The organism is Alcanivorax sp. DP30, from assembly GCF_009882945.1.
Classification (GTDB): domain Bacteria; phylum Pseudomonadota; class Gammaproteobacteria; order Pseudomonadales; family Alcanivoracaceae; genus Alcanivorax.
This window is the reverse complement of sequence record NZ_WTUY01000004.1, coordinates 115,008-138,766: the sequence shown is the minus strand read 5'-3', so window position 1 is coordinate 138,766 and position 23,759 is coordinate 115,008. Positions and strand designations below refer to the sequence as shown.

Below are 23,759 nucleotides of genomic sequence, written 5' to 3'. Positions count from 1 at the left end.
GTCCGGTTTCGCGCGGAAACGCCTGGTCCCAAGCCGCTATGGGGCATAGTGCAGCGGGTATACGCACGGAGTGCGGCCCGAGGGAGTGGCGAATAAAGTGCCTGCACGCGATTTGAGCCTGGGCGAGGCTTCTGAATCATTCTTCGAGTGTTGAAGAGCTTCGTTCCTGGAGTAGCTTCTGGGTTTCCTTTCGACAAGCTTGCAGCGCGAGGTGCGGATCTTGCAGTTTGGCAACGCGACATCCCGCGTCTTGTAGCTTGAAGCTTGAAGCTTGTAACTGCATTCCCGCTTGTAGCTTGCGGCGCCGCATACGACAATAGCCCCCCATGAATGAACCCCAATATCACGCCCTTCCTGATGAACTCTCGGTGCTGGTCAGTCAGCACTGGCAGCATTTCATTGAATCCGGCAATGCCATGCCATCTGCGCTTTATGATGATCTGCCCCGTGTGTGGGCAGGCTCGGATTATGTGGCGAGCCAGTTTCAGCGTGACCCGGAACTGGGGCAGTGGCTGCTAGAGAGTGATCTGGCCCAGCCGCTGGAGGCGGATGCGCTGCGTCGGCAGATCCGCGAGCGGTTGGCGGCTTGTGATAGCGAAGATGAGCTTAAGCGCCGGGTGCGGCGCCTGCGCCACCGCCATATGGTGCGCATCATCTGGCGGGACCTGGCCGGGATTGGGGATTATCACAGTGCGGTGGCGGATCTGTCTCTGCTGGCGGATACCCTGATCAATGAATCTCTGGCTATGCTTTACCAGTGGGCCTGCGAGCGCTGCGGCACCCCTCTAGGACCTGACGGCAACCCGGTACAGCTGGTGGTGCTGGCCATGGGCAAGCTGGGCGCCCGCGAGCTGAATCTGTCTTCGGATATTGACCTGATTTTTGCCTACGAGCACGAAGGAGAGCTGGAAGGGGAGCGACGTTCGCAGACTTACCACCAGTTCTTTGTGCGTCTTGGCCAGCAGCTGATCAAGGTGCTCGACCAGACTACGGCCGACGGCTTTGTGTTTCGCGTCGATATGCGCCTGCGTCCCTGGGGCAAGAGCGGCGTATTGGCCATTGGCTTCGATGCCATGGAAGGCTACTACGAGACCCAGGGGCGTGAGTGGGAGCGCTACGCGCTGATCAAGATGCGCCCGGTGGCCGGGGATCTCAAAGCGGGGGCGCGCCTGGTCAAGCGTCTCAACCCTTTCGTCTATCGCCGCTATATCGATTACGGTGCCTTCCAGTCCCTGCGCGAAATGAAATCCCTGATTGAGCGGGAAGTGAACCGCAAGGGTATGCAGGCAGATGTGAAGCTGGGTGCCGGTGGTATTCGCGAAGTGGAATTTATTGTTCAGGCATTTCAGCTGATCCGGGGAGGGCAGCTACCCGCCCTGCGCGAGCCCAATCTGATCAAGGTATTGCCGCAGCTGGTGGAGCAGGAGTTGCTGCCGGACGATGTGGCCGGTGAGCTGACAGATGCTTATCTGTTCCTGCGTGATGTGGAACACCGGCTGCAGGCCGTGGGTGACAAGCAGACCCAGCGACTGCCGGATGACCAGCTGGGTTGGCAGCGGCTCACGTTCGCCATGGGCTTTTCAGAGCGCGCCGCCTTCGAACGCAAGCTGCGCCGCTACCGGGAAAATGTACGACACCACTTCAGTCAGGTTATTGCCGACCCGGAACAGGAAACCGATGCTGCCCAGGGGGCGGATCAGGAGTTGCTGGATCTGTGGCTGGGGGAGCTGGATGATACGGCGGCAGTGGCTCAGCTTGGTGCCATCGGGGTGCAGGACGCGGAGGCGGTGTATGCCCGCCTGAATGCTTTCCGGGACAGCCGCGCAGTGGAGAACATGCAGGCCATCAGCCGTGAGCGGCTGGATCGTCTGATGCCGTTGATGCTGGAGGCACTGGGCTATCAAGGTCACGGTGAAACCACGGCAGTGCGGCTGCTGAGTTTTGTGGAATCCGTGCTGCGCCGCAGCGCCTATATTGCCTTGCTGGTGGAAAACCCCGGCGCCCTGACCCAGCTTGTGAAACTGTCCGGCGCCAGCCCTTGGATCGCCGAGCGGTTAGCGCTGCATCCGGTGTTGCTGGACGAGCTGCTGGATGTGCGCACCCTTTATTCCCCGCCTGAGCGGGCGGAGCTGGACGACGAGCTTCGTCAGCAACTGTTGCGGGTGGCAGAGGATGATCTGGAACAGCAGATGGAGGTGCTGCGTAACTTCAAGCAGGCCCATCTGTTGCGGGTGGCCGCATCGGAAGTGACCGAGGTGCTGCCGTTGATGAAGGTGAGTGATTATCTCACCTGGCTGGCGGAAAGCATTCTCAACCAGGTGGTGATGCTGGCCTGGGAGCCGCTGGTGGAGCGCCACGGTCGCCCGTCCCGCGACAATGGCCAGCCCTGCAATCCGGATTTTGTGGTGGTGGGGTACGGCAAGCTGGGGGGCATCGAGCTGGGTCACAATTCGGATCTGGATCTGGTGTTTCTGCATGATGCGTCCAGCGGTGGTATGACCGACGGCGAGAAGTCGGTATCCAATGACCAGTTCTACGCCCGCCTGGGGCAGCGCATTGTCCATATCCTCTCCACCCGCACCATGAGCGGCCAGCTGTATGACGTGGATACCCGTCTGCGTCCGTCTGGCAGTGCCGGCCTGCTGGTCAGTTCCATGGATGCCTTCGAGAAGTACCAGCTTAACGATGCCTGGACATGGGAGCATCAAGCGCTGGTACGCGCGCGGGTAGTAGCCGGTTGCAGCCGTTCCCGGGAACGCTTTGACGAGATTCGCCACAAGGTGCTGTGCGCTGCCCGTGAGCAGCAGAAGCTGCGTGACGACGTGCTGGCCATGCGCAGCAAGATGGTGGATCACCTGGGAGACAAAACCGGTGAGCAATTCCACCTCAAGCAGGATCCCGGTGGTATCGTTGATATCGAATTTATGGTGCAATACGGGGTTCTGAGATGGGCCTCCTCCCACGGTGAACTGACCCGCTTCACCGATAATGTGCGGCTACTGGAAACCCTGGCCGCGCTGGACATTATGTCGGCGCAGGACGCCGGCCTGCTGCGGGAAGCGTACCTCGCTTACCGGTCCGCGGCCCATCGCGCCTCGTTGCGCAAAGAGAAATCCATTGTCGACGACACCCGGTTCCGTGATTTGCGGGAAGGCGTTCGAGCGATCTGGAAGCATTGGTTCGACCTGTAGGGCGCGTGCTCGAAGGTCCATAGCGTTGGAGACACATTGCCATGTCGATGGCTGTAAGAGACGGTTTTATCTGGCTGGACGGTGAGCTGGTTCCCTGGGAAGAAGCCAAGGTTCACGTCCTCACTCACACCCTGCACTACGGTATGGGGGTGTTTGAAGGGGTGCGCGCCTACGAAACCGCCAAGGGTCCGGCAATTTTCCGCCTGAAAGAGCACACTGATCGCCTGTTTGGCAGTGCTCACATCATGAACATGAAGATCCCGTTCACCAAGGACGAGGTCAATGCTGCCCAGGTGGAAGCCGTCAAGGCCAACAACCTGCCCCATGCCTACCTGCGACCGATGGTGTTTTACGGAAGTGAAGGCATGGGCCTGCGTGCCCACAACCTGAAAGTGCATCTGATGGTCGCGGCCTGGGAATGGCCAGCGTATATGTCGCCGGAAGCCCTGGAGCTGGGTATCAAGGTGCGCACCTCCAGCTATACCCGCCACCATGTGAATATCACCATGTGCAAGGCGAAGGCCAACGGCAACTATATCAACTCCATGCTGGCGTTGAACGAAGCCCTGTCCGGTGGCGCTGACGAAGCGCTGTTGCTGGATAATGAAGGCTATGTGGCGGAAGGCTCCGGCGAAAACATCTTCGTGATCAAGAACGGCGTGCTGTACACACCGGAACTGACTTCCTGCCTGGACGGGATTACCCGCAAGACCATTATCCAGCTGGCCGAAGAGCGTGGTTACACGGTGCGCGAGAAGCGGATTACCCGCGATGAAATCTACGTGGCTGATGAAGCCTTCTTCACCGGTACGGCGGCGGAAGTGACTCCGATCCGTGAGCTGGATGGCCGAATCATTGGTGAAGGCAAGCGTGGCCCGATCACCGAACTGCTGCAGAGCACCTACTTTGATCTGGTGACCGGCAAACTGGATGACAAATATGGAGATTGGCTCACTTACGTGAGCTGATTATCCGGATGTCCCAGACTCCGTCCGCCATCCTTGTCGTCGGCCCGTCCTGGGTCGGCGACATGGTGATGGCGCAGACCCTGTTTTCCGAACTTCGTCGCCAATACCCTGACTGTGCTATCGATGTGCTGGCGCCTGCCTGGTGTCGGCCATTGCTGTCGCGCATGCCGGAAGTTCGGGATGCCCTCGCGCTGCCCTTTGATCATGGTGATCTGAAGCTGGGCGAACGCCGCGCGCTTGGCAAGTCCCTGCGTGGCAAATATCAGCAAAGTTATGTGCTGCCCAATTCGCTCAAGTCTGCCCTGGTACCCTGGGCGGCGAAGATTCCTGCGCGTATTGGTTGGCGTGGCGAAATGCGCTATGGCCTGCTCAATGATGTGCGAGCGCTGGATAAGGAACGTTATCCGCTGATGGTGCAGCGTTTTGTGGCGCTGGCCTTGCCGGAAGACGCGCCGGTTCCTGCGCTGGAGAGTATCACCGCGCCGCACTTGCAGGTCAGTGACGATTCGCGAAATACGGCCATGGCCGTGCACAATCTGAACCTGGAGCGTCCAGTGCTGGGGCTGTGTCCTGGTGCGGAGTTCGGCCCGGCCAAACGCTGGCCGGAACAACATTACGCGGCAGTGGCCCAGCACTGGATTGAGCGTGGCGGGCAGGTGTGGATTTTTGGCTCCGGGAAAGATCAGCCCGTGGCGGATGCAATTGTCCAGGCACTGGAGAATGGTGCGGATGAGCATGCGGTGGTGCTAGCGGGGACAACGTCCCTTGAGCAGGCGGTGGATTTGTTGTCGGCGACCATGGCGGTGGTCAGTAATGATTCTGGACTGATGCATATTGCGGCCGCACTGAAACGTCCACTGGTGGCTGTATACGGTTCGACTTCTCCCGGCTTTACACCGCCCTTGGGGGATCGGGTAGCGGTGGTGCGGCTGGGGCTGGACTGTAGCCCCTGTTTCAAGCGTGAATGCCCGCTGGGCCATCTGAATTGTTTACGTCAGTTGCCCCCCGGGAAGGTGATTGATGCGTTGGGGTTATTGGTAGGAGATGAATAAGCAAATGGAATTGAATGGCAGTTATATGCACCCTCACTGGCGATTGACGCTGGATGGGCTGGGTCTCAACACGATTGCGGACTGGCTGGCGCTGGACAGGAAGCTGGTTGACGAGCCTAACCAGCGTGGAAGTGGGATCAGTCAGGTATTCCAGGCAAGCGTGGAGGGGGAAGAGGGGCCGGCGACCGTTTTTATTAAGCATCAGCGTAACTATGTGCGACGTAGTGTGCGGCACCCCATCACCGGGCAGGCTACCTTGTATCAGGAATACAAGGCACTGATGCGCTGCTGGCAGGCGGGTGTGCCGGTGGCCGAGCCATTGTTCTTTGCGGTGAACTCGCAAAGTGGAAATAATGAAGCCATGCTGGTCAGCTTGAACCTGTCTGGCTTCCAGAGTCTTGATCAGGTCGATCTGGAAACGTTGCCCCCGGCGCGACGATTTGCATTGATACATGATGTGGCCGCAGTGGTGCGGCTGCTACATGAGCGTGGCCTGGTTCATCAGAATTTGTATCCCAAGCATATCTTTGTTGCCTGGTCTGAAAGCCAGCAACGCTATGATGCGCGTTTCATCGATATGGAGCGCTGTCGGCCTCACCTTGGGCGCTGGCAGCCCCGGCTGCGTGATCTGGAAACCCTGGCAAGACGAGCGAAAGGTTTCTCTGCCCGTGACAGAGTGCGATTTTTAAGAGCGTACCTTGCCCGCCCGCTGGCAGACAGCGAGGGTAGATCGCTCATGGCCCGTATGGAGCGTAAGTTCAAGTTAAGGAGCGCTTGATCAATGCGTTTGCTTTTGATCAAGACTTCTTCCATGGGCGATGTGATCCATACCTTGCCAGCCTTGACGGATGCGCTGGCGGCGTTCCCCTCGCTAAAAGTGGACTGGGTTGTGGAGGAGAACTTTGCCGACCTGGCCCTCCGTCACCCTGCGGTTAATTCTGTCATCCCCTGCGCCCTGCGCCGCTGGCGCAAGCATCCCATCAAGACCCGTCTTTCCGGGGAGTGGGGCGCATTCAAATCCGCCTTGCAGGCAACCCGTTACGATGCGGTTATTGATGCCCAGGGCCTGATCAAGAGCGCCTTTGTCACGCGTCTTGGCAACGGCCCCAAGTTTGGTCTCGACCAGCGTTCTGCGCGCGAGGGGTTGTCTGCCAGAGTGCTGGATCATCCGCAATCCGTTCCCAAAGGTCAGCATGCCATTGCCCGCGTTCGCCAGTTGTTTGCTTTGTCTCTCGGTTATGCACTGCCTTCCAGCGCGCCGGACTATGGGCTGCCACGCAGTCATCTGCCCACGCCACTGAGTCAGCCGGGCAACCTGGTGTTTTGTCATGGCACTACCTGGGCCACCAAGCATTATCCGGAAAGTTTCTGGCATCAGCTTGTTGGACTGGCGTGTGCGGAGGGTCACCAGGTACACCTGCCCTGGGGCAATGACGAAGAACAGGCCCGGGCCGAACGACTGGCCGCGGATTTTGAACAGGCCTCGGTATTGCCCAGGATGGGTCTGGATGCGCTCACCGATAAACTGCTGAGCTGGGATGCCTTCGTGGCAGTGGATACCGGTCTGGCACATCTTGCGGCTGCCGCTGGCTTGCCTGGGCTGGCGCTGTATGGTCCCACTGATCCGGTACTGACTGGCGTGATGGGGGCTCGGGCAGAATCTCGCGCTGTCGAATTTCCCTGCGCGCCCTGCGTCCAGGAAAAATGTACCTATCGTGGTGAGTTGGGCAAAGGGGTGACTCCGCCTTGTTTTAGTACACTGAAACCGGAATTTGTCTGGCGCGAGTTGAAGAGGCTGAGCCCGTGAAACTGGCGCTGGCGCTCTACCATTATTTTCCCTGGGGCGGATTGCAGCGTGACTTTGCACGCGTTGCCCGGGAGGCGGTACAGCGCGGCCATGAAGTGGTGGCGCTGGTCAGCCATTGGGATGGAGAGGCCATTGAGGGTGTCACCGTTGTGGTTCTGCCTGTTTCCGGGCGCAGTAATCATTCGCGCATGGCGTCGTTTGCCCGCGCGCTGACACAATACTTGCAAACGGCGAATTGTGACCGGGTGCTTGGCTTTAACCGCCTGCCCACGCTGGATGTGTATTTTGCAGCGGACAGTTGCTTTGCGGCCCATGTGGCCAGCAAGCCGGGACTGGTACGAAAACTGCCTCGCTATGCGACATACCTCAAGCTTGAGCAGGCCATCACCGGGCGGGCAGGTCCGCATATTCTTTTTCTCAATGAGGATCAGCGTGACCAGTATCGGCAATATTACGATTTGCCGGAAAACCGGTTTTCCATGTTGCCGCCAGGTATCGAGAAAGACCGCCGTCGTCCAGAGAATCATGCCGACCTGCGAGCGGCTATCCGTGCGGAACTGAATGTGGCTGAAACGCAGACTTTGCTGCTGTTTCTCGGGTCTGGTTTCAGGGTAAAAGGCCTGGACCGGGCGCTGGCTGCATTTGCGACCTTGCCGGACTCGGCCAATTTAATGATTGTTGGCAATGATGATGCGCAACCGTATCTGAAAGGACTGAGCCCGTTGATCCGTGAGCGCATCAGGGTGCTGGGTCCCCGTGATGATGTCCCCGCTCTGATGCAGGCTGCGGATCTGTTGTTGCACCCGGCTTACCGGGAAAGTGCTGGCATGGTATTGCTGGAAGCTACCGTGGCAGGCTTGCCGGTATTGACCACGGATACCTGCGGCTATGCCCGTTATGTCAGCGAGGCGGGGTCCGGCGAGGTCATTGCCTCACCCTTCGATCAGGCAGCACTGAATGCTACCTTGCAGAAGATGGTTCCTGCGTTACCCGGCGTTTGGGAAAAAAACGGGTTGGACTATGCGCAATCGCCGAGACTGTATCAGCTGGCGCAGAACGTGGTGGATACGGTTGAGCGTACGATTGACGGCACGGTGGAGGCTACCTGGTGAAACTTTTTCTGCGTGACGACATTGCAGCACTATGGGCAGAGGGTGATCCTTTTTCCCATGCGGCGGCGCAGGAAGGTGAAATATTTCGGGCCCGTGAGGGACGCCGCACCTTGCGCTTTGCCGGCAATGGACGCAGCTATTTTCTCAAGTATCACGCGGGTATTGGCTGGAAGGAGATCATCAAGAACCTGACGCAGGCCAAGTTGCCGGTATTGGGTGCCATGGATGAAGTGCGGGCCATTGATGCGGTGCGCGCCGCCGGGCTGGATACCATGACGGTGGCGGCGTTTGGTTCTCGTGGTGTCAATCCCGCCGATATTGAATCTTTTATCGTCACTGAAGATCTGGTGGGTACCTTGAGTCTGGAAGAGGTGGGCGAGCAATGGGTAGCGGAAGGCTCGGTGCCTGTGCTGTTCAAGCGTGCCCTGATCGGCAAGGTGGCGGGGATTGCCCGGCGTATGCATGGCGCCGGTATCAATCATCGTGACTTCTATCTTGCGCACTTTCTAATGCCTGTCAGTGATGTGGCGCGTCAAAGTGTTGAGGGCCCCATGTACCTCATTGATTTGCATCGCTCCCAGGTGCGCAGCAAGGTGCCCCGTCGCTGGCAGATCAAGGACCTCGGCGGCCTGTATTTTTCCACCGCGCGTTTTGGTCTGACTCGCCGTGATCTGTTGCGTTTTATTCGAAGCTACACCGGCCTTCCCCTGAAGCAGGCCCTGGCGGACGAAAAACTGTGGCAGTCGGCCCGCCGTGAAGCGGAAAAAATTTACCGTCGTTATTTCGAAGTGGAGCCGCGGTTGCCTCTGCAGTTCAATGAGCATCCGGGCAAGGATATCTGATCATGCAGGCCGCAACGTTACCGTCAGTGACTGTGAGTGAGCTGCTGGAAAATCGCCAGCCGAAGTTGCCGGCATTGCTGCAATGCGGCGAGCGCAGCTGCAAGGTGATCGCCCTGCTGCGTTTCTTTCCTGGGCGTCGTGCCGTTTTTGTCGCACGTTTTGAAGGTCAGAAGGTAATCCTCAAACTGTTCACCAATGACCCCAAGGCACAAGCGGAACGACAGGAAGAAGAATTGGTATTGCGCGGGTTGAAGGCCAAAGGGCTGGCGGCTCCCGCGATTGTGGCCAGCCTGGACGAGGGCAACGAGCGCGCTCTGGTACTGCAGCATCTGGGCAGGCAGTCCGCAAAGGCCTTGCTTGGCACGTTGGCGGAAGGGGAGGTGGCAGGGCTGGTTGAAGCGCTGGTGGCATTGACTGGAAAGATGCATGCGGCTGGTGCCATGCAAGAAGATATTCATCTTGAAAATTTTATTTTCCATGATGGTTGCTGGCATGTGATAGATGCCGGCGGAGTCGTACTGTCAGAGCGCTTTTCGCGCAAAGCCAGACTAAAAAATCTGGCCCTTTTGCTGGCGCAGTTTCCGCCGCTTGGCCTGCCGCCTGCCGAAAGGATTTTGGCCTGCTATCAGCAGGATATTTCTGTGCCAGAGCTGGTGGCCACCCTGCGTCAGGTGCGTGAAAAACGACTCAGAAGCCTGGTAAAAAAATCCCTGCGTGACTGTACCGACTTTGTGTCGGTCGGTGCCGGGGCGTTGAAGGGGATGGCTCGTCGGGAAGATCGCGCGCTGGTAGATACGTTGCTCGCTGACGGACTCGATGCCTTGCTGGAGAAGGGTGAGCGGCTCAAGGACGGCAACAGTGCAACTGTCGGACGTGTGACGATTCAGGGTGAGACCCTGGTGATCAAGCGTTACAACGTGAAGAGTGCCATGAAGCGGCTGGGCCGTCAGTTCCGTAGCCGGGCGCGCAATTCGTGGATGAACGCTGCCTATCTTGGGCTGGTCAATGTGGCTACCCCGCAGGCCGTGTGTTTTCTGTCCCTTCGCAAAGGCGGGCTCAAGGATCGCGAATATCTTGTCTGCCGGAACGTGTCTGGCGAAATGCTGCCTGTGATTTCTGAGCAGGGTGGCCCGTTGCGAGAGTCGGCGCTCAGGCAGATGGCGGATTTCTTTGTGACTATGGAGCTGATGCGATTCAGCCATGGTGATAGCAAATACACCAATTTTATTTTTCAGAACGGTGCTTTGCAGGTACTGGATCTGGATGGCATGGAGAGAAACCCCGGTGGGCGTCTGGCACGTGAGCTGGCTTACCAGCGAGAACGTTTGTTCAAAAGCTGGAAGCCCAGAGAGTCATTGGCGCCTGCTGCCGAGAAGGATTTCCTCGCGTTTTACCATGAGCGAAAGGCAACACTAGAGAGCTGGCTATGAAAACCCTGATTGTATCCACTGACGGCAAGCTGATGGTGACGCGGCCGCTCTGGCAGGCAGCCAGACAGTTCTTTGAGTTCGATCATGTGGAAGTGACTCGTGAGCATGGCCTTGAAGCCTATTTCAACGAGACGGATTTCAGCGGCTATGACCGTGTGGTTGCAGATACCAATCTGCGTCGCCTGGGCAAGCGCTATCACAGCCTGAAACGTGCGCCGGGACTGGTGGTGTTCGACCATGATGTGTGTCAGAACAATGTTTCCACCAGTGAGTGGTATCACCGTTATCCTTCCGTGCTGCGGGATCTGGGCGACGTGCGGATTATCGTGTCCGGGGCGACCCTGGCTGGAGAGCTTCGGGACGAGGGTGTTGATGCCTGTTATTTACCGAAAGGCTACGACAATACGGTGATTATGCCGCTGGATATTGAGCGCACCCATGAAGCGGCATTTGTGGGTCGGGTGAAAAACAAGGTCTACAAGCGCCGCAAGAAGTTCCTGCTTCGTCAGGAAAAGCTGGGGCGTCTGGAGCTGCTGCGCGCGGAACCCGGCGAGGCCTATAATCGCTTGCTGAATCAGATCCGGGTTTTTGTCAGTGCGGACATTGGTTTTGGCGAGTATATGATCAAGAATTTTGAGGCTATGGCGGCTGGCTGTGTTCTGCTTGCCTGGCGCCAGCCTGCTATTGAGCAGTCTTCCCTGGGATTTGTGGAAGGTGAGAACGTGGTGCTCTACGACAGCGAGCCGGAATTGCAGGAAAAGCTGAGCTGGCTGAAAGGCAACCCGGATAAGGCGGCCCGGATTGCTGCTGCAGGCCAGCAACTTGTTTCCCGGCAGCATACCTGGACTGACCGGGCCAGGGCGATGCCTGCGTTATTGTCACCTGAGATTAAAACCGCGCGGCCCACTAACTGGCGGGATCGTCTTCGTATCAGGGGGGTCGGAAAATGAGCGCGATCAATCTGCATGTGGTGGGGTGTCCCCGCAGCGGCACTACCCTGATGGCGGAAATGCTGGTGGCCTGTTATCCGCATCAGGGCCATTCCGAGCATGAGGAAACCCTGTTCAAGGTGGCGCCCCACAAGCAGGGGGTTCGCCTTTCCAAGAAACCCAATGATGTGTTGTGGATGGCGCCGATACTCAAGCGCGATCCCAATCTGTATGTGATCGTCATGATGCGTGATCCCCGCTCGGTGATCTGTAGTCAGCACAAGGCTTGGCCGGGCATGTATTTCTGTAATTACCCGGTGTGGAAACGGGCAGAAAAGGGTGCGGCCAATATCGCGGCGCACCCTCGGGTGTTGATGCTTCGCTATGAAGATCTGGTGCGCGATCCCATGAAGGTTCAGGAAGAGATTGAAGCAAAATTTCCGTTTCTTTCGCGAAACCATGACTTCAGTCGTTTTCACGAAGTGGCGCAATCCGGCGAAGAGGCCCGGAACGCCCTGGGAGGAGTCAGGGAGGTGGATCTTTCTCGCATTGCCGGCTGGAAAGAGCATTTGCCCAGGCTAAAGCAGCAGATAGAGCGCTACCCGGCATTGATTCAGGATCTTATTCGTCATGGTTATGAAACAGATGATCAGTGGCTGCAATGCCTGGCTGACGTCGAGCCCCAAAATTTTCCATGCCGCTATTCTGACTCTTCCGAATTCTGGAAACATCTGGAACAAAAGCTGCGTTTTATTGGCAAGCGTCGTCGCTATTTCAAGGCAAGAGGGCTGTAGTCATGCAGCAATGGCGTGAATTCCTGTTTCTGGGGCTGGCTAATCATCTGCCGAGGTTGAAGTTCAGTGACAAGATTCGCTGGCTGCTGCTGAGGGCGGCAGGCTTTGACATGCAGGGGCGTTCCACCGTCTATGGGCCGGTGATACTTCGCCCCATTGGCGGAGCAAGGTCAGTGAGCATTGCCAAGGGATGTTTTATCAATACGGAAGTACGCTTTGCCTGCCCGAAAGCGCCGATCAGTCTGGGCGAACGCTGCCGGATTGGCCCCCGTGTTTGCTTCGAGGGTGCCCAGCATAGCCTGTATCTGAATGAGAAGGGCCGTCGGGGCACAACGGGGGCACCTATCGTGGTTGGCGCCGATGTCTGGATCGGTGCAGGTGCCATTATTACCGCAGGGGTGGAAATCGGAGATGGTGCGGTAGTGGCTGCGGGGGCTGTGGTGACCAGGTCAGTTGCGGCATTCACCCTGGTTGGTGGGGTGCCGGCAAAGGTGATTCGGGATCTTGGCGATACCGGAGAGGCCGATTCAGTGCATCGCTGAACTTTGGTTACAGGCTTTTTCTGGGGGGGCGGTAACGTTGGCCGAATTCCCTGATAAACAGTTCAAGCCGTCTTAGCAGGCTGGTGTTGTCTTTCTGTTTGCGGCGTCGTTTGTGTAGCTTGCTGCGATCTTCCTCCAGATTGGACTTGCTGGATTGTACCTGGCAAAGCCCTGCGGCTTTGGGGACCACCGCAAACATGTCCAGATCCTTGCGAATCCAGCCGCCAGAGACGAAGTCGTCAGCAGGCAGATAAAACTGTTGGCTGAGCTCAACCAGTTTTCTTGCCCCTTCCGGAGTCACCATATAGGCCGCCAGACAGTAGGTGCGGCGATTGGCGAACTTCGCCAGGATAAAGTCGTCATCGAGACGTTGCTGATACCAAGCGGAGGGCACGCACTTGGAGTAGTAGAGCATGGCCAGTTCCCATTTGTGTGGGCGGGCGGCCAGTGTCTCGGTAACCCGGCGGGAATCCGGATCCAGTTTGGCATCACCTTCCAGAATCAGCGATGGCTTGGCTGACTCGGCGGCGGCCACCCAGGCATTGCGGTGGCTGAGGAAGCAACCGATCTCGCCAGGGCTGAGGTCGCGGCCGATCATGGCCAGGGATTTTTGGTGATTGAAGCCGACTTCCTGCCAGCGGTTCTGGTGAACCGGAGGTGAGGTTTTGACCAGCTCGTAATGCATACCCAGCCCGGACAGCATCTCATCAAGATGATGTCGACGTTCTGTCTCCGTTGGCTGGGCGATACCCAGCACGTTATACGGTTGTTCAGGGTTGGACATGCTTTTTGTTGGCCTTGAGCAGAATCATGAGTATGGGTAGCCAGGTATATAACCAGAAACTGTTGGGGGGTCTGACAGGGTAGACCCCTTCAAAAAACTGGGTGACCAAGCCGAACAGTAGTATATAGAGCCAGATGCTGTGAGGGGAGGCCTTGCGTCCATGCCGGACGATCGTCAATGCGAGCAGGGCCATGAAAATGCCGGCAGCCAACAACCCTCCGCGTAATAACAACGCAAAAAACAGGCTATGGGGCTCCAGCTTCTTGCCCTGTACTTCCGAAAAGACGGTCACGCCTCCGGATAGTCCGCTGCCCCACAGCGGATGGAAGTTGGTAAAGTGGGAGAGAAATTCCCCCCACAACGATGGCCGTTTGCTGAGTAATCGTTCCGCATCCAGATAGCCGGCAAGCATAAGGCCGACGATGGCCAGCGCGCCTAACAGACAGCAGAGAAGATAGCCGATCGCCAGCTTGCTGTAGCCCTTTTGAAAAAGCACGGCAAAAGGCAGGCTGATGGCCAGCCCAAGCATGGCGGCTCGGCTGTTGGCCAGCATAATGGCGACAAGAAAAGCGGAGGCCAGCAGATAGCTGACGAGTCGGGTTTTGGTGATCAGGGAGGTGGCCAGGATCAGGAAGCCCACTGACAGTGCAAGGCCGGTCTCGTTGGGGTTGTCACCGAGATTGCCCATGCCGAGATTGCCGTCTTTCTGCAGGCCCTCGCGAGCGAGGACGATATAAAACAGCAGTAGCGCCACGCTACTGACCGCCAGAATGATGGAAGGAAAACGCTGTGAGAGAGCGGGGTGATCGAGTTGCAGATGCCGTATGGCTACCGCCAGACTGATCACGAAAATCACGCATTTCAGGTTCTTGCGCAGGGTGTCGACTACATCGCCGTCTACCCACATGCTGGGCAAATACAGAGCAATGGTGATCAGCGCGACCCAAAGCAACGAGCGCTGATCATCAAGATAATAGCGCCGGAAATGAAACAGGGTGAAGTACAGGGCAGGTAGAATAAGCCCGATGTAGAGGGTCAGATATTGCGCCTTGCTGGAGGGCGCAAGATAGAAGCCACACAGGTAAAGCACCAGTCCGATGACCAGCCAGCCAGAAAATACACGCTCAGTGGTACTAGGGGATTGCGCCGTCATCAGTAGGGTTTGGCCTGGCCCGGAGGTTGATGCTTGAAGCGCTTGTGTACCCACAGATATTGCTCCGGCTGCTTGCGCACATAGTGCTCAATGGTCTGGTTGATACGGGCGGTATCCTGCATGTCGTCATCGCCTGGGAAATTTTCCAGTGCCGGACCGAATTCGATCACAAACTGCCCGTGGGGCAGGCGGTAGTGGGCGCAGGGAATCACGGCTGCCTTGCCCATGCGCGCCAGCCGTGAGGTGGCGGTAATGGTGGCCGCGGGCACACCGAAGAAGGGAGCGAACACCGCGTGGGCGGTGCCGTAGTCCTGGTCCGGGGCGTACCAGATTACCTCGCCCTTACGGAGCCTGCGTATCATCTGGCGAATATCCGCACGGTCAATAATGCCTTTGACGTAGCGCTGCCGCCCCTGGTTAATCAGCCGGTCGATAACAGGATTGTCATTGGGGCGATAGACCGCATAGAGGTCCAGTTTGGCTGCCAGCATGCGGGCACAGGAATCGATACTGTTGAAGTGCATGCCAAGAAGCAGAACGCCTTTCCCTTCCCGCTGGGCCTGGGAAATATATTCCACGCCCTTGAAAATGGATCGTTTATTCAAGTCTATCCGGTGGTTGTTATAGCTTCCCGCCATTTCCAGAATGGCTTCCCCGGTGCTGATAACGGCCTTGCGGGCCAGGTCCTGTTGTTGTTCCGCCGACAGCTCTGGAAAGCAGAGGCGTATATTGGTTTCGGCAATGTGCCGCCGTGATTTGGCGAATCGCCAGGCAAGTTTGCCAAAGCCTCTCCCCAGTGCCTGGAGCGTTTCCCAGGGGAGTTGTCCGACAAGCCAGAACAGGCTGACTGCAATCCAGCTTGGAATCAGCCGGGGGTCGTACAGGCGGGTGGGGCGACTGCGTCTTTTTCCCATATCAACTCAATGGCTTATCGGATGGAGGGCTGGGCGGAAGGGCGCTCACACAGGCGTGCCATGAGTAGTGCCAGCGGCACCCACAGGCTCATCCAGCTGGCGTGAAACGGCACCAGCAGGTAGGTGCCAGCGGCAAAGGCCATGCACAGGCAGGGGACGACGGCAATGGTGTAGGCACCCCGTGAGCCCTGAAAATCTTCCCGCTGCAGCAAGGCGGCCAGTGGGCTGGCCCAGCTGGCGATAAACAGGATCAGGCCCACCAGCCCCAGGCTGTGAATCAACAGCAGGAACAGGTTACGGGGGTGAGCCAGCTCGATGAGCTGATCGCCGTCCCGGGCAAGGATGCCGTTCAGGCTTTCCTGATTGAGGCCGTTCCCTATCAATGGATGCAGGAAATAACGGTCGATGGTCACATCAGTGCCGCCCTGAACCATCAGGTAGAGTGCGGCAAGTACCGGGATCACGGTCAGCCAGGGCCTGGAGGAACGGCTGACCAGCCAGGCAATAGCCAGTGCCAGGCTCATTAACCCGAGGGGGAACGACACCAGGCCAATAAAGATCACGCCCATGGCCGCACCGGCCAGCCGGCGCCCGCCCTTGCCGCCGGCGCCTTCTTCCATGCCAAGCGCGAGAAGAATAAAAGTGGGGGTGACCATGGCCATCAGGGCCAGAGAGGGATCCAGAGACGGTAACCGGAAGATCAGGTTGGCCGGCTCACTGAAAAGGGGGCTGTTAAGTGGCTGGGTGGTGTAATAGCTGACCGTTACCATGGCCGCCACGATCATGGCGCAAAGGGCGCCGTTGGCCAGCGCTTGCTTGAAGGTGTTGCGGAAATACAGGTGCAGCCAGCGGAAAATACCGACCATGACCAGCAGTTGCACCACGCCCCGGACGGTGCGTGAGGTGTTGGGGTCTTCGGCCCAGGCCATGCTCAGCAACGCCCAGCCCAGCAGCAGGTAAAACGGCACCAGTAACGGCGAGGTCAGCAGCCGGTGGTCGCCACTGACCATGGCCCGGGTCAGCAGGGTCAGGGACGGCAGAAAGAACAGTACGTCCAGGACATTGAGCAGACCGATGCGGGAGTGGAACAGGAAGGTGCCGGTGAACATGACCGTAAATGAAAGGGTCAACCACCAACGTAGCCAGCGTCCTTGCATGATGTTGGGAGGGAGAGGTGGCATAGGGTTCCTGAGGCTCCTGACTGTTCCTGACGGGCATCATACCCTGATCAGCGTACCGCTGTGAGTGACAGCAGCGGCAAAGTGTACTGTTCGAGGCTGTTTGCATCCACTGCCGGGTGATGGCTGCAGGCTTCATGGTGGGCTCCTATGCTACACTTCGCCCCAATTTGGCACTGTTGTGTTTTGGAGACGCTATGCACAATCCGCAGATTCCCGTTTTGGCCAAGGCCCGTGTACTGGTGGCTGGCGATGTGATGCTGGACCGCTACTGGCATGGTCCTACGGGGCGGATTTCGCCGGAGGCACCGGTACCTGTGGTGCGAGTCACGGATCTGGAAGATCGTCCCGGTGGCGCGGCTAACGTGGCGTTGAATATGGCGGCACTGGGTGCGACTGCCGAACTGGTGGGGGTGACCGGTGACGACGAAGCCGCCCGCATTCTTGAAGAGCGCCTCAATGCCGCCCATGTGGCCTGCCATTTCCAGAAGGTGGCGGGTCTGCCGACCATTACCAAGTTGCGTGTGATCAGCCGGCAGCAGCAGCTGCTGCGGCTGGATTTCGAAGAGGCCTTCCATGATCAGGATCCCCAACCCTTTGCCGACAAGGTGAAAGCGCAGCTGGCCGGGTGCGGCGCGCTGGTGTTGTCTGATTATGCCAAGGGCGCCCTGCGTGATTGTGAGGGATTGATTGCCCTGGCCCGTGAGGCCGGGGTGCCGGTGTTGGTAGACCCAAAGGGATCGGACTTCTCCCGTTACCGCGGCGCAACCTTGTTGACACCGAATCTGAGTGAATTCGAGGCGGTGGTTGGCACGGTCAAGGATGAGCAGGACCTGATCAGCAAGGGCCAGCAGCTGATCCGGGATTTTGATCTGCAGGCCCTGCTGGTGACCCGCAGTGAAAAGGGCATGACTCTGCTCCGTGATGGCAAGCCGGAGCTGCACTTGCCGGCCCGCGCCCGCGAAGTGTTCGATGTGACCGGTGCTGGTGACACGGTGATCTCCGTGCTGGCCACCTCCATGGCTGCCGGTGCGGCCATGGAAGACGCCGTGGCGCTGGCCAATATCGCCGCAGGTATTGTGGTGGGCAAGCTGGGTACCGCGGTGGTGTCTGCCCCGGAGCTGCGCCGCGCAGTGCATCAGGAAGGAGGCCTGGGCCGTGGGGTCATGACCGAAGAGCAACTGTTGATTGCCATTGAGGATGCCCGCGCCCAGGGCGAGAAGATCGTCTTCACCAACGGCTGTTTCGATATCATTCATGCTGGCCATGTGGGCTATCTGGATTCTGCCCGCCGTCAGGGGGATCGTCTGGTGTTGGCCGTGAACGGCGATGATTCCATTCGCCGCCTGAAAGGCCCTGGCCGCCCCATCAATCCCCTGGATCGCCGTATGGCGGTGCTGGCCGCGCTGGAAGCGGTGGACTGGGTGGTGCCTTTCGACACCGACACCCCGGAACCCTTGCTGGAAGCCATCAAGCCGGATGTACTGGTGAAGGGTGGCGACTACAGCGTGGAAGAAGTGGTTGGCCACCAGTTCGTGGAGAGCTATGGGGGCGAGGTGAAGGTGCTCGACTTTATTGACGATATCTCCACGACGAAGATCGTAGAGCGAATCCGGAAAGACAATGAATAATTAATAATGAATAGTTAATAGCTGCGCGAGCAGCTGGTTTCAGTGTCTCAAACGCAAGAGGCCGCGCCCAAAGCTGGGCGCGGCCTCTTGCGTTGCAAAACAAGAAAAACCGTCTCGCGACGCTATTAACTATTAATTCCGTTCCCGTTGCCCTCTTTGCGATGACGGGCGGGCGTTACTCCCGTCCATCGCTCAAACGCCCTGACAAAAGCGGCTGATTCGCTGTAGCCCAGCAGTTCGGCGATTTCCGCAACGCTGCGGCTGGAGTCGGCCAGGTAGCGTTTGGCTTTTTCTTCCCTGACCTGATCCATTAACCCCTGAAAAGGGCGGTTTTCCTTGCTGAGCTGACGGCGGAAGGTGCGCTCGGGAATGCTGAACGCCTGGGCCACCTGTTCCGACGTGGGGAATGTGCGCACGAACAGGCTCAGGTAGGCGGTCACACGGTTGGCGAGATGCTCGGTGGGCGGCTCGCGGCGGGCCAGCATGGCCTCGCATTGTTCCCGGTACATGTCCTGGGCCATCTTGTTATAGCCGGGCATCCGCACCGCCATATCTTCATTGCTGATCACCGCCTTGCAGTAGGGTTGGTCATAGCGAATCGGGCAGCCGAAATAGTCTTCGAAGACATGGGCTTGCTCAGGGCGCGAATAGGGCATCCATACTTCCACTGGCCGCAGATCCAGATTCAGCTGAGTCTGGATATCGTTGACCAGCTTGAAGGTGCCGACCATGTCCCGGTCGATCAGGGTTCGGTTCACTTCCGGAGGCAGCGGGATCGGATGCAGCTCCAGGGCGGTGGTGGTTTCGCCGGGGGTCAAGGCAATTTCGCCATACAGGTAAGTCAGGGCCTGGTATTTCACACCAAACTGGAAACCCTGAAAGGCGGTTTCACTGGTCATCAGCAGCATGGCCAGCTGGCCATAGCCGGCGAACCCGAAACGACTGCCCATCTCAAAGCCCAGCAAGGGATCGTCCACCTGAGGCAGCAGCTCGGTGAAGATCAGCAGTTCCCGGTCCCGGCCAATCTCACTGTTCGGATCCAGCTTGTCCCGATCCAGCCCGTGCCGGGCCAATACTGACGCACAGTCGACCCCCTTCTCATTCTCGAGCAGGTCGATGGTGTAGATCAGAGCAAGTATCGAGCGTTCAGACATGGCCGGAATTATCAATTTTTCAGTCAGGTTAACACGTATTCACTAAGCCTTGGCAAGGTTAGAGTGTTGTCATCAAGGAGCCCGTGAGCATCCCAGGAGAATACCAATGACAAGTCAGGCCCAAATCAATGTGAAAACCCGTCGCGTCAAAGTCGCCATCGTCGGTGGCGGTTTCGGCGGTATGTGTATGGCCATCAAGCTGCGTGAGGCCGGTATCGATGACTTCGTGCTGCTGGAGAAAGGCAATGGCATGGGCGGTACCTGGTTCCACAACAGCTACCCAGGCGCCGCCTGTGATGTGCAGTCGCACATGTATTCCTTCTCGTTTGAAGGCAATCCGGACTGGAGCCACCGCTATAGCGGCCAGCAGGAGATTCACAATTACATCCAGGGGGTGAGTGACAAGCACGGACTGCGCCAGTTTACCCGCTTCAACGCTGAAGTGACCGGCGCCCATTTTGATCACAAGGCGGCCCTGTGGACCCTGGATCTGGCCGATGGCTCACAGGTGATCTGTCAGCACTGGGTGCTGGCCAGTGGTCCCTTGCATGTGCCTTCTTTCCCCAACTTCAAGGGAATGGAAAAGTTCAAAGGCAAGATCATCCACTCTGCCCAGTGGGATCACGACTACGACATGGCCGGCAAAAAGGTGGTGTCCATTGGTACCGGCGCCAGTGCCATTCAGTACGTTCCCCATGTGGCCAAGGCGGCCGGCCATCTGACCGTGGTGCAGCGCACCCCGCCGTGGATCATTCCCCGTGATGAGCGCGCCTATTCCGGCCTGAGCAAGTGGGTGTTCCGACGCTTCCCGGCCCTGCGCAAGCTGCACCGTCTGCGTCTGTATCTTAGCAATGAAGCGCGGGTGGTGCCGATCTTCAATCCGCGCCTGGCCAAGCTGGCCGAGCCGGCGCTGAAGGCGTTCATCAACTACCAGGTGAAAGACAAGGAAACCGCCCGCAAGCTGGTCCCGAACTACACTCTGGGCTGTAAGCGCATCCTGATTTCCAACAATTACTACCCCACCTTCAACCGCGATAACGTGGCGCTGGTGACCGAAGGCGTGAAAGAAATCCGTGAAAACAGCATCGTGTTCAGCGATGGCACAGAGCAGCAGGCAGATTGTCTGGTGCTGGGCACGGGCTTCATTGTGGATCCGCGTATCTACATGAAGGATTTCGAGATCACCGGGTTGCCGGGGCGCCGCCTGCAGGATGACTGGAAAGAGGCCGCTGAAGCCTATTTGGGTACCACCGTGAGTGGTTACCCGAACATGTTCCAGCTGGTGGGACCGAACACCGGTCTGGGCCACAACTCGATTATCTTCATGATCGAGAGCCAGGTGCGCTACATCATGGATGCCATTGCCAAGCTGGATAAGCGCGGTGATGCCTGGCTGGATGTGAAGCAGGATGTCCAGGATCGCTTCAATGACAAGCTGCAGGATGAGCTGAAAGGCACGGTATGGCAGAACGGCGGCTGCATGAGCTGGTATCAGCAAGCGGATGGTCGCAACACGGCCCTGTGGCCCCACGCCACCTTCCAGTTCATGGCTCGCACCTGGACAGTGAACATGAAGGACTATGACTGGCAGCCCGCGACGGTGAAGGGGACGTCCAAGGCAGCAGCGGTTAGCTGAGGCTGTTGCAAGGCGGTTTTACCACAGAGGGCACAGAGATCACTGAGTGGGCATTCCCGCTAGGTGGTCTCTGTGCCCTCTGTGGTAAAACCGCTTTTGATCTTAAGGTTCACACGCAGCTGGCGTTGCCTGCTGATAGAGCGGCATGGCCTTGTCCATGCGTGCGCTTAACGCCTCGATCCGGCTTTCATGGTTGGGATGGGTGGAGAGAAACTCCAGTGGCTGGCCGCCACCGGCCTTTGCCATGTTTCGCCATAGTTCGGTGCTTTCGCGCGGATCAAAGCCGGCGCTGGCCATCAGCTCCAGTCCCATCAGATCCGCTTCTTCTTCGTGGGCACGGCTGAAGGGCAGGGTAATGCCAAGATGTGCACCCAGCCCCAGTGCCTGAAGCACGCTTTCCATGTCTGCATCCCCTTCGCTGAACAAGCCAATCAGCATCAGAGTGGCCTTGATGCCCAACTCCTGAGTGAGGCGCTCGTTACCGTGCCGGGCAAGCACATGGGCGATTTCATGGCCGATCACGGCGGCCAGCTGATCATTGTTATCTGCCACTGTCAGCAACCCCTGATTGACGCCGATCTTGCAGCCGGCCACGGCGAAGGCATTGGGGGTGTCATCGGCAAACACCACGATTTCCCAGGTTTCCGGCAGCGGGCTGCCAAGAAAGCGGGCGCCAATGCGGCTGATCAGATGGGTGGCTACACACTGTACCTGTCGGTTGGCGGCGGCATCCTCGCTGGCTGCTACCTGCTGCTGGATCTGCGCAAATGTCTGGCGCCCGAAATCCGCCATCATGCTGTCGGGAATCACGGCCAGCTGGTCCCGTCCGGTGGGGGTCTGGTCACAGCCGGTCAGGGCAAGCAGTAACAAGGTCAGAACAGGAAAGCGTTGCACGATGGGTATCCTGGCGCAGCGAAGGTTTTGCCAACGGTAGCCGAGGTTGTATCGCTTGTGTAGTGATAAGCGGGTTGAGAGGGATAGGGGGCCCGGAAACGAAAAAGGCCTCGCAATGCGAGGCCTTTTTGATTTGGTGCCCGGAGGCGGAATCGAACCACCGACACGGGGATTTTCAATCCCCTGCTCTACCGACTGAGCTATCCGGGCAATCAGGGCGCGTATTAAAGCGTCTGAAGAGGGAGGCGTCAAGCCATTGTCGGTTCATTTGTTCGCATCGTGAGCAACCGGGGTGTATCCCTCGGCTTTTTCGTAGTTTTCGTTGTTCAGAAAACGCTCACGTTGTTCGTCCAGGAAGGCTTTGGCCTGTGGATCCATCACGTTGAGGTGCTTCTCGTTGATCAGCATGGTCTGTTCGTGCAGCCATTCCTGCCAGGCTTTCTTCGACACGTGCTCGAAGAGATCCTGTCCCTTGGGGCCGGGGAAGGGCGGGCGATCCAGACCTTCCAGTTCGCTCTGGTATTTGCGGCACATTACCGTGCGGCTCATGGCAACTCCGTCGCTGTGTGAGTGTATGCGTGTGTGGGGACTATAACATGCGTGACTGACGGGGGCTGTCCAGCGTCGCCAGCAGTTTCTTCACCGGTGCCGCCAGGCCGAGCTTGCCCGGTGAGGCCGGATCCACCCATTGGCCTTCACCGTCACGGGTGCCCTGGATCTGAACGGTGATTTCCAGCGGGGAGATGTCCAGGTGGAAGTGGCTGAAGGTGTGGCGGAAGCCGTCCAGGTGCTGGGCAACTGTCCTGGCACGAAGCGCACGGGCTTTCAGGGCCTCGCCGGCTTCATCCGTGGTTTCGGTCTGGGGAAAGCACCACAGGCCGCCCCATATGCCCTGGGCGGGGCGCTGCTCCAGCCAGACCCGACCCTGTTCATCACGCAGGATCAGCATGGTGGTAGTGCGCACCGGCAGGACTTTTTTGGGTTTCCTGCCGGGGAAATCCTGCGGGTTGCCGTTGGCATAGGCGCTACAACCCTTATTGAGCGGGCAGGCGTTGCAGTCGGGCTTGCCGCGGCGGCACAGGGTGGCGCCCAGATCCATGATGGCCTGGGTGTAGTCCGCCAGGCGTTCATCCGGTGTGTAGTGTTCCGCCAGTTCCCACAGGCGGTTTTCCACCGGCTTCTTGCCCGGCCAGCCTTCCACCGAATGCAGGCGAGACAGTACCCGTTTCACGTTGCCATCAAGAATCGGTGCGCGAACACCGCGGCTCTGGGCCAGAATGGCGCCGGCGGTGGAGCGGCCAATGCCGGGCAGGGTGGAGACTTCCTCAACAGTAGTCGGGAATTCCCCGCGGTAATTTTCCAGCAATTGTTTGGCGCACTTGTGCAGGTTGCGGGCGCGGGCGTAGTAGCCGAGCCCGGTCCACAGGTGCAGCACTTCGTCCTGCTCCGCCAGAGCCAGGGTCTTTACATCCGGGAAGCGATCCATGAAACGCTGGAAGTAGGGGATCACGGTGCTGACCTGGGTCTGTTGCAACATGATTTCCGATATCCACACCTGATAGGGCGTGCGTGGATGCTGCCAGGGCAGGTCCTGTCGGCCGAACTGGTCGTACCAGTCGAGCAGGGCCTGGCTGAATTTCGCAGGGCTCAGAGTGGATTTGGGCATGATTCTCCGAACAAGCTTGGCGGAGAAGGGCGCTTGCCCTTCTCCGCATAGGGGACCGTTTCAGGTGCTGACATGCGACCTG

At 58.4% G+C, this 23,759-nt stretch carries 21 protein-coding genes and 1 tRNA gene; 13 read left to right on the top strand and 9 right to left on the bottom strand.

The window, feature by feature from the left end; all coding sequences use genetic code 11:
- The first annotated feature begins 326 nt into the window (after positions 1–326).
- From glnE to GQF00_RS06980, 11 genes are read left to right on the top strand one after another with little or no spacing between them, the layout of a single operon-like run.
- On the top strand, positions 327–3,191 hold the full coding sequence (gene glnE / locus GQF00_RS07030) for a bifunctional [glutamate--ammonia ligase]-adenylyl-L-tyrosine phosphorylase/[glutamate--ammonia-ligase] adenylyltransferase (RefSeq protein ID WP_161318463.1): 2,865 nt from the start codon (positions 327–329) through the stop codon (positions 3,189–3,191).
- 41 nt (positions 3,192–3,232) lie between these two features.
- On the top strand, positions 3,233–4,159 hold the full coding sequence (locus GQF00_RS07025) for a branched-chain amino acid transaminase (protein ID WP_161318462.1): 927 nt from the start codon (positions 3,233–3,235) through the stop codon (positions 4,157–4,159).
- Between the two features lie 8 nt (positions 4,160–4,167).
- Positions 4,168–5,211 carry a lipopolysaccharide heptosyltransferase II gene (waaF, locus tag GQF00_RS07020; RefSeq protein ID WP_161318461.1) on the top strand — a complete coding sequence of 348 codons (1,044 nt, stop codon included), beginning with the start codon at positions 4,168–4,170 and terminating at the stop codon, positions 5,209–5,211.
- Positions 5,204–5,989, top strand: coding sequence for a lipopolysaccharide kinase InaA family protein (locus GQF00_RS07015; RefSeq protein ID WP_237440434.1), 786 nt, complete (start codon positions 5,204–5,206; stop codon positions 5,987–5,989). The genes waaF and GQF00_RS07015 overlap by 8 nt, the downstream gene beginning before the upstream one ends.
- 3 nt (positions 5,990–5,992) lie before the next feature.
- Positions 5,993–7,018 (top strand): lipopolysaccharide heptosyltransferase I, encoded by a 1,026-nt coding sequence (gene waaC / locus GQF00_RS07010; RefSeq protein WP_161318459.1) that lies wholly within the window; start codon positions 5,993–5,995, stop codon positions 7,016–7,018.
- Entirely contained in the window at positions 7,015–8,130 is a 1,116-nt protein-coding gene (locus GQF00_RS07005; protein WP_161318458.1) for a glycosyltransferase family 4 protein, read from the top strand. Before waaC ends, GQF00_RS07005 begins: the two co-directional genes overlap by 4 nt.
- The gene (gene rfaP / locus GQF00_RS07000; protein ID WP_161318457.1) at positions 8,127–8,972 is read left to right on the top strand and encodes a lipopolysaccharide core heptose(I) kinase RfaP; all 846 of its coding nucleotides are present in this window, start codon (positions 8,127–8,129) and stop codon (positions 8,970–8,972) included. Before GQF00_RS07005 ends, rfaP begins: the two co-directional genes overlap by 4 nt.
- A gap of 2 nt (positions 8,973–8,974) precedes the next feature.
- Positions 8,975–10,402: a hypothetical protein gene (locus GQF00_RS06995; protein ID WP_161318456.1), complete on the top strand. Its 1,428-nt coding sequence runs from the start codon at positions 8,975–8,977 to the stop codon at positions 10,400–10,402.
- Complete coding sequence (locus GQF00_RS06990) at positions 10,399–11,352, top strand: glycosyltransferase (RefSeq protein WP_161318455.1); 954 nt, start codon at positions 10,399–10,401, stop codon at positions 11,350–11,352. Before GQF00_RS06995 ends, GQF00_RS06990 begins: the two co-directional genes overlap by 4 nt.
- Positions 11,349–12,125: a sulfotransferase gene (locus tag GQF00_RS06985; protein ID WP_161318454.1), complete on the top strand. Its 777-nt coding sequence runs from the start codon at positions 11,349–11,351 to the stop codon at positions 12,123–12,125. The genes GQF00_RS06990 and GQF00_RS06985 overlap by 4 nt, the downstream gene beginning before the upstream one ends.
- A 2-nt stretch (positions 12,126–12,127) precedes the next feature.
- Entirely contained in the window at positions 12,128–12,667 is a 540-nt protein-coding gene (locus GQF00_RS06980; RefSeq protein ID WP_161318453.1) for a DapH/DapD/GlmU-related protein, read from the top strand.
- Positions 12,668–12,674: 7 nt separating this feature from the next.
- Here the strand turns inward: GQF00_RS06980 and GQF00_RS06975 are convergent, their stop codons facing one another.
- From GQF00_RS06975 to GQF00_RS06960, 4 genes are read right to left on the bottom strand one after another with little or no spacing between them, the layout of a single operon-like run.
- Entirely contained in the window at positions 12,675–13,451 is a 777-nt protein-coding gene (locus GQF00_RS06975) for a glycosyltransferase family 25 protein (RefSeq protein WP_161318452.1), read from the bottom strand.
- The gene (locus GQF00_RS06970; RefSeq protein WP_161318451.1) at positions 13,438–14,604 is read right to left on the bottom strand and encodes an O-antigen ligase family protein; all 1,167 of its coding nucleotides are present in this window, start codon (positions 14,602–14,604) and stop codon (positions 13,438–13,440) included. The genes GQF00_RS06975 and GQF00_RS06970 overlap by 14 nt, the downstream gene beginning before the upstream one ends.
- Complete coding sequence (lpxL, locus tag GQF00_RS06965) at positions 14,604–15,518, bottom strand: LpxL/LpxP family Kdo(2)-lipid IV(A) lauroyl/palmitoleoyl acyltransferase (RefSeq protein ID WP_161318450.1); 915 nt, start codon at positions 15,516–15,518, stop codon at positions 14,604–14,606. Before lpxL ends, GQF00_RS06970 begins: the two co-directional genes overlap by 1 nt.
- Before the next feature lie 14 nt (positions 15,519–15,532).
- A complete protein-coding gene (locus GQF00_RS06960; RefSeq protein ID WP_161318449.1) occupies positions 15,533–16,699 on the bottom strand; it encodes a hypothetical protein in 1,167 nt (388 codons plus the stop codon).
- A 194-nt stretch (positions 16,700–16,893) separates the two neighbouring features.
- On the opposite strand from GQF00_RS06960, the gene hldE reads away from it, so the two are divergent.
- Positions 16,894–18,327, top strand: a complete 1,434-nt coding sequence (gene hldE / locus GQF00_RS06955) for a bifunctional D-glycero-beta-D-manno-heptose-7-phosphate kinase/D-glycero-beta-D-manno-heptose 1-phosphate adenylyltransferase HldE (RefSeq protein ID WP_161318448.1) — start codon at positions 16,894–16,896, stop codon at positions 18,325–18,327.
- 125 nt (positions 18,328–18,452) lie between these two features.
- On the opposite strand, the gene GQF00_RS06950 is transcribed toward hldE, so the two are convergent.
- Entirely contained in the window at positions 18,453–19,481 is a 1,029-nt protein-coding gene (locus tag GQF00_RS06950; RefSeq protein WP_161318447.1) for an AraC family transcriptional regulator, read from the bottom strand.
- Positions 19,482–19,587: 106 nt separating this feature from the next.
- Between GQF00_RS06950 and GQF00_RS06945 the strand changes: the two genes are divergently transcribed.
- Positions 19,588–21,117 (top strand): NAD(P)/FAD-dependent oxidoreductase, encoded by a 1,530-nt coding sequence (locus tag GQF00_RS06945; RefSeq protein ID WP_161318446.1) that lies wholly within the window; start codon positions 19,588–19,590, stop codon positions 21,115–21,117.
- A gap of 102 nt (positions 21,118–21,219) precedes the next feature.
- On the opposite strand, the gene GQF00_RS06940 is transcribed toward GQF00_RS06945, so the two are convergent.
- The 4 genes from GQF00_RS06940 to mutY form a co-directional block, all read right to left on the bottom strand.
- Positions 21,220–22,011 (bottom strand): M48 family metallopeptidase, encoded by a 792-nt coding sequence (locus GQF00_RS06940; RefSeq protein WP_161318445.1) that lies wholly within the window; start codon positions 22,009–22,011, stop codon positions 21,220–21,222.
- Between the two features lie 134 nt (positions 22,012–22,145).
- Positions 22,146–22,221: transfer RNA gene (locus GQF00_RS06935), tRNA-Phe, on the bottom strand.
- Positions 22,222–22,275: 54 nt separating this feature from the next.
- A complete protein-coding gene (locus tag GQF00_RS06930) occupies positions 22,276–22,560 on the bottom strand; it encodes an oxidative damage protection protein (protein ID WP_161318444.1) in 285 nt (94 codons plus the stop codon).
- Positions 22,561–22,600: 40 nt separating this feature from the next.
- Positions 22,601–23,677 (bottom strand): A/G-specific adenine glycosylase, encoded by a 1,077-nt coding sequence (gene mutY, locus GQF00_RS06925; protein ID WP_161318443.1) that lies wholly within the window; start codon positions 23,675–23,677, stop codon positions 22,601–22,603.
- Positions 23,678–23,759: the final 82 nt, after the last annotated feature.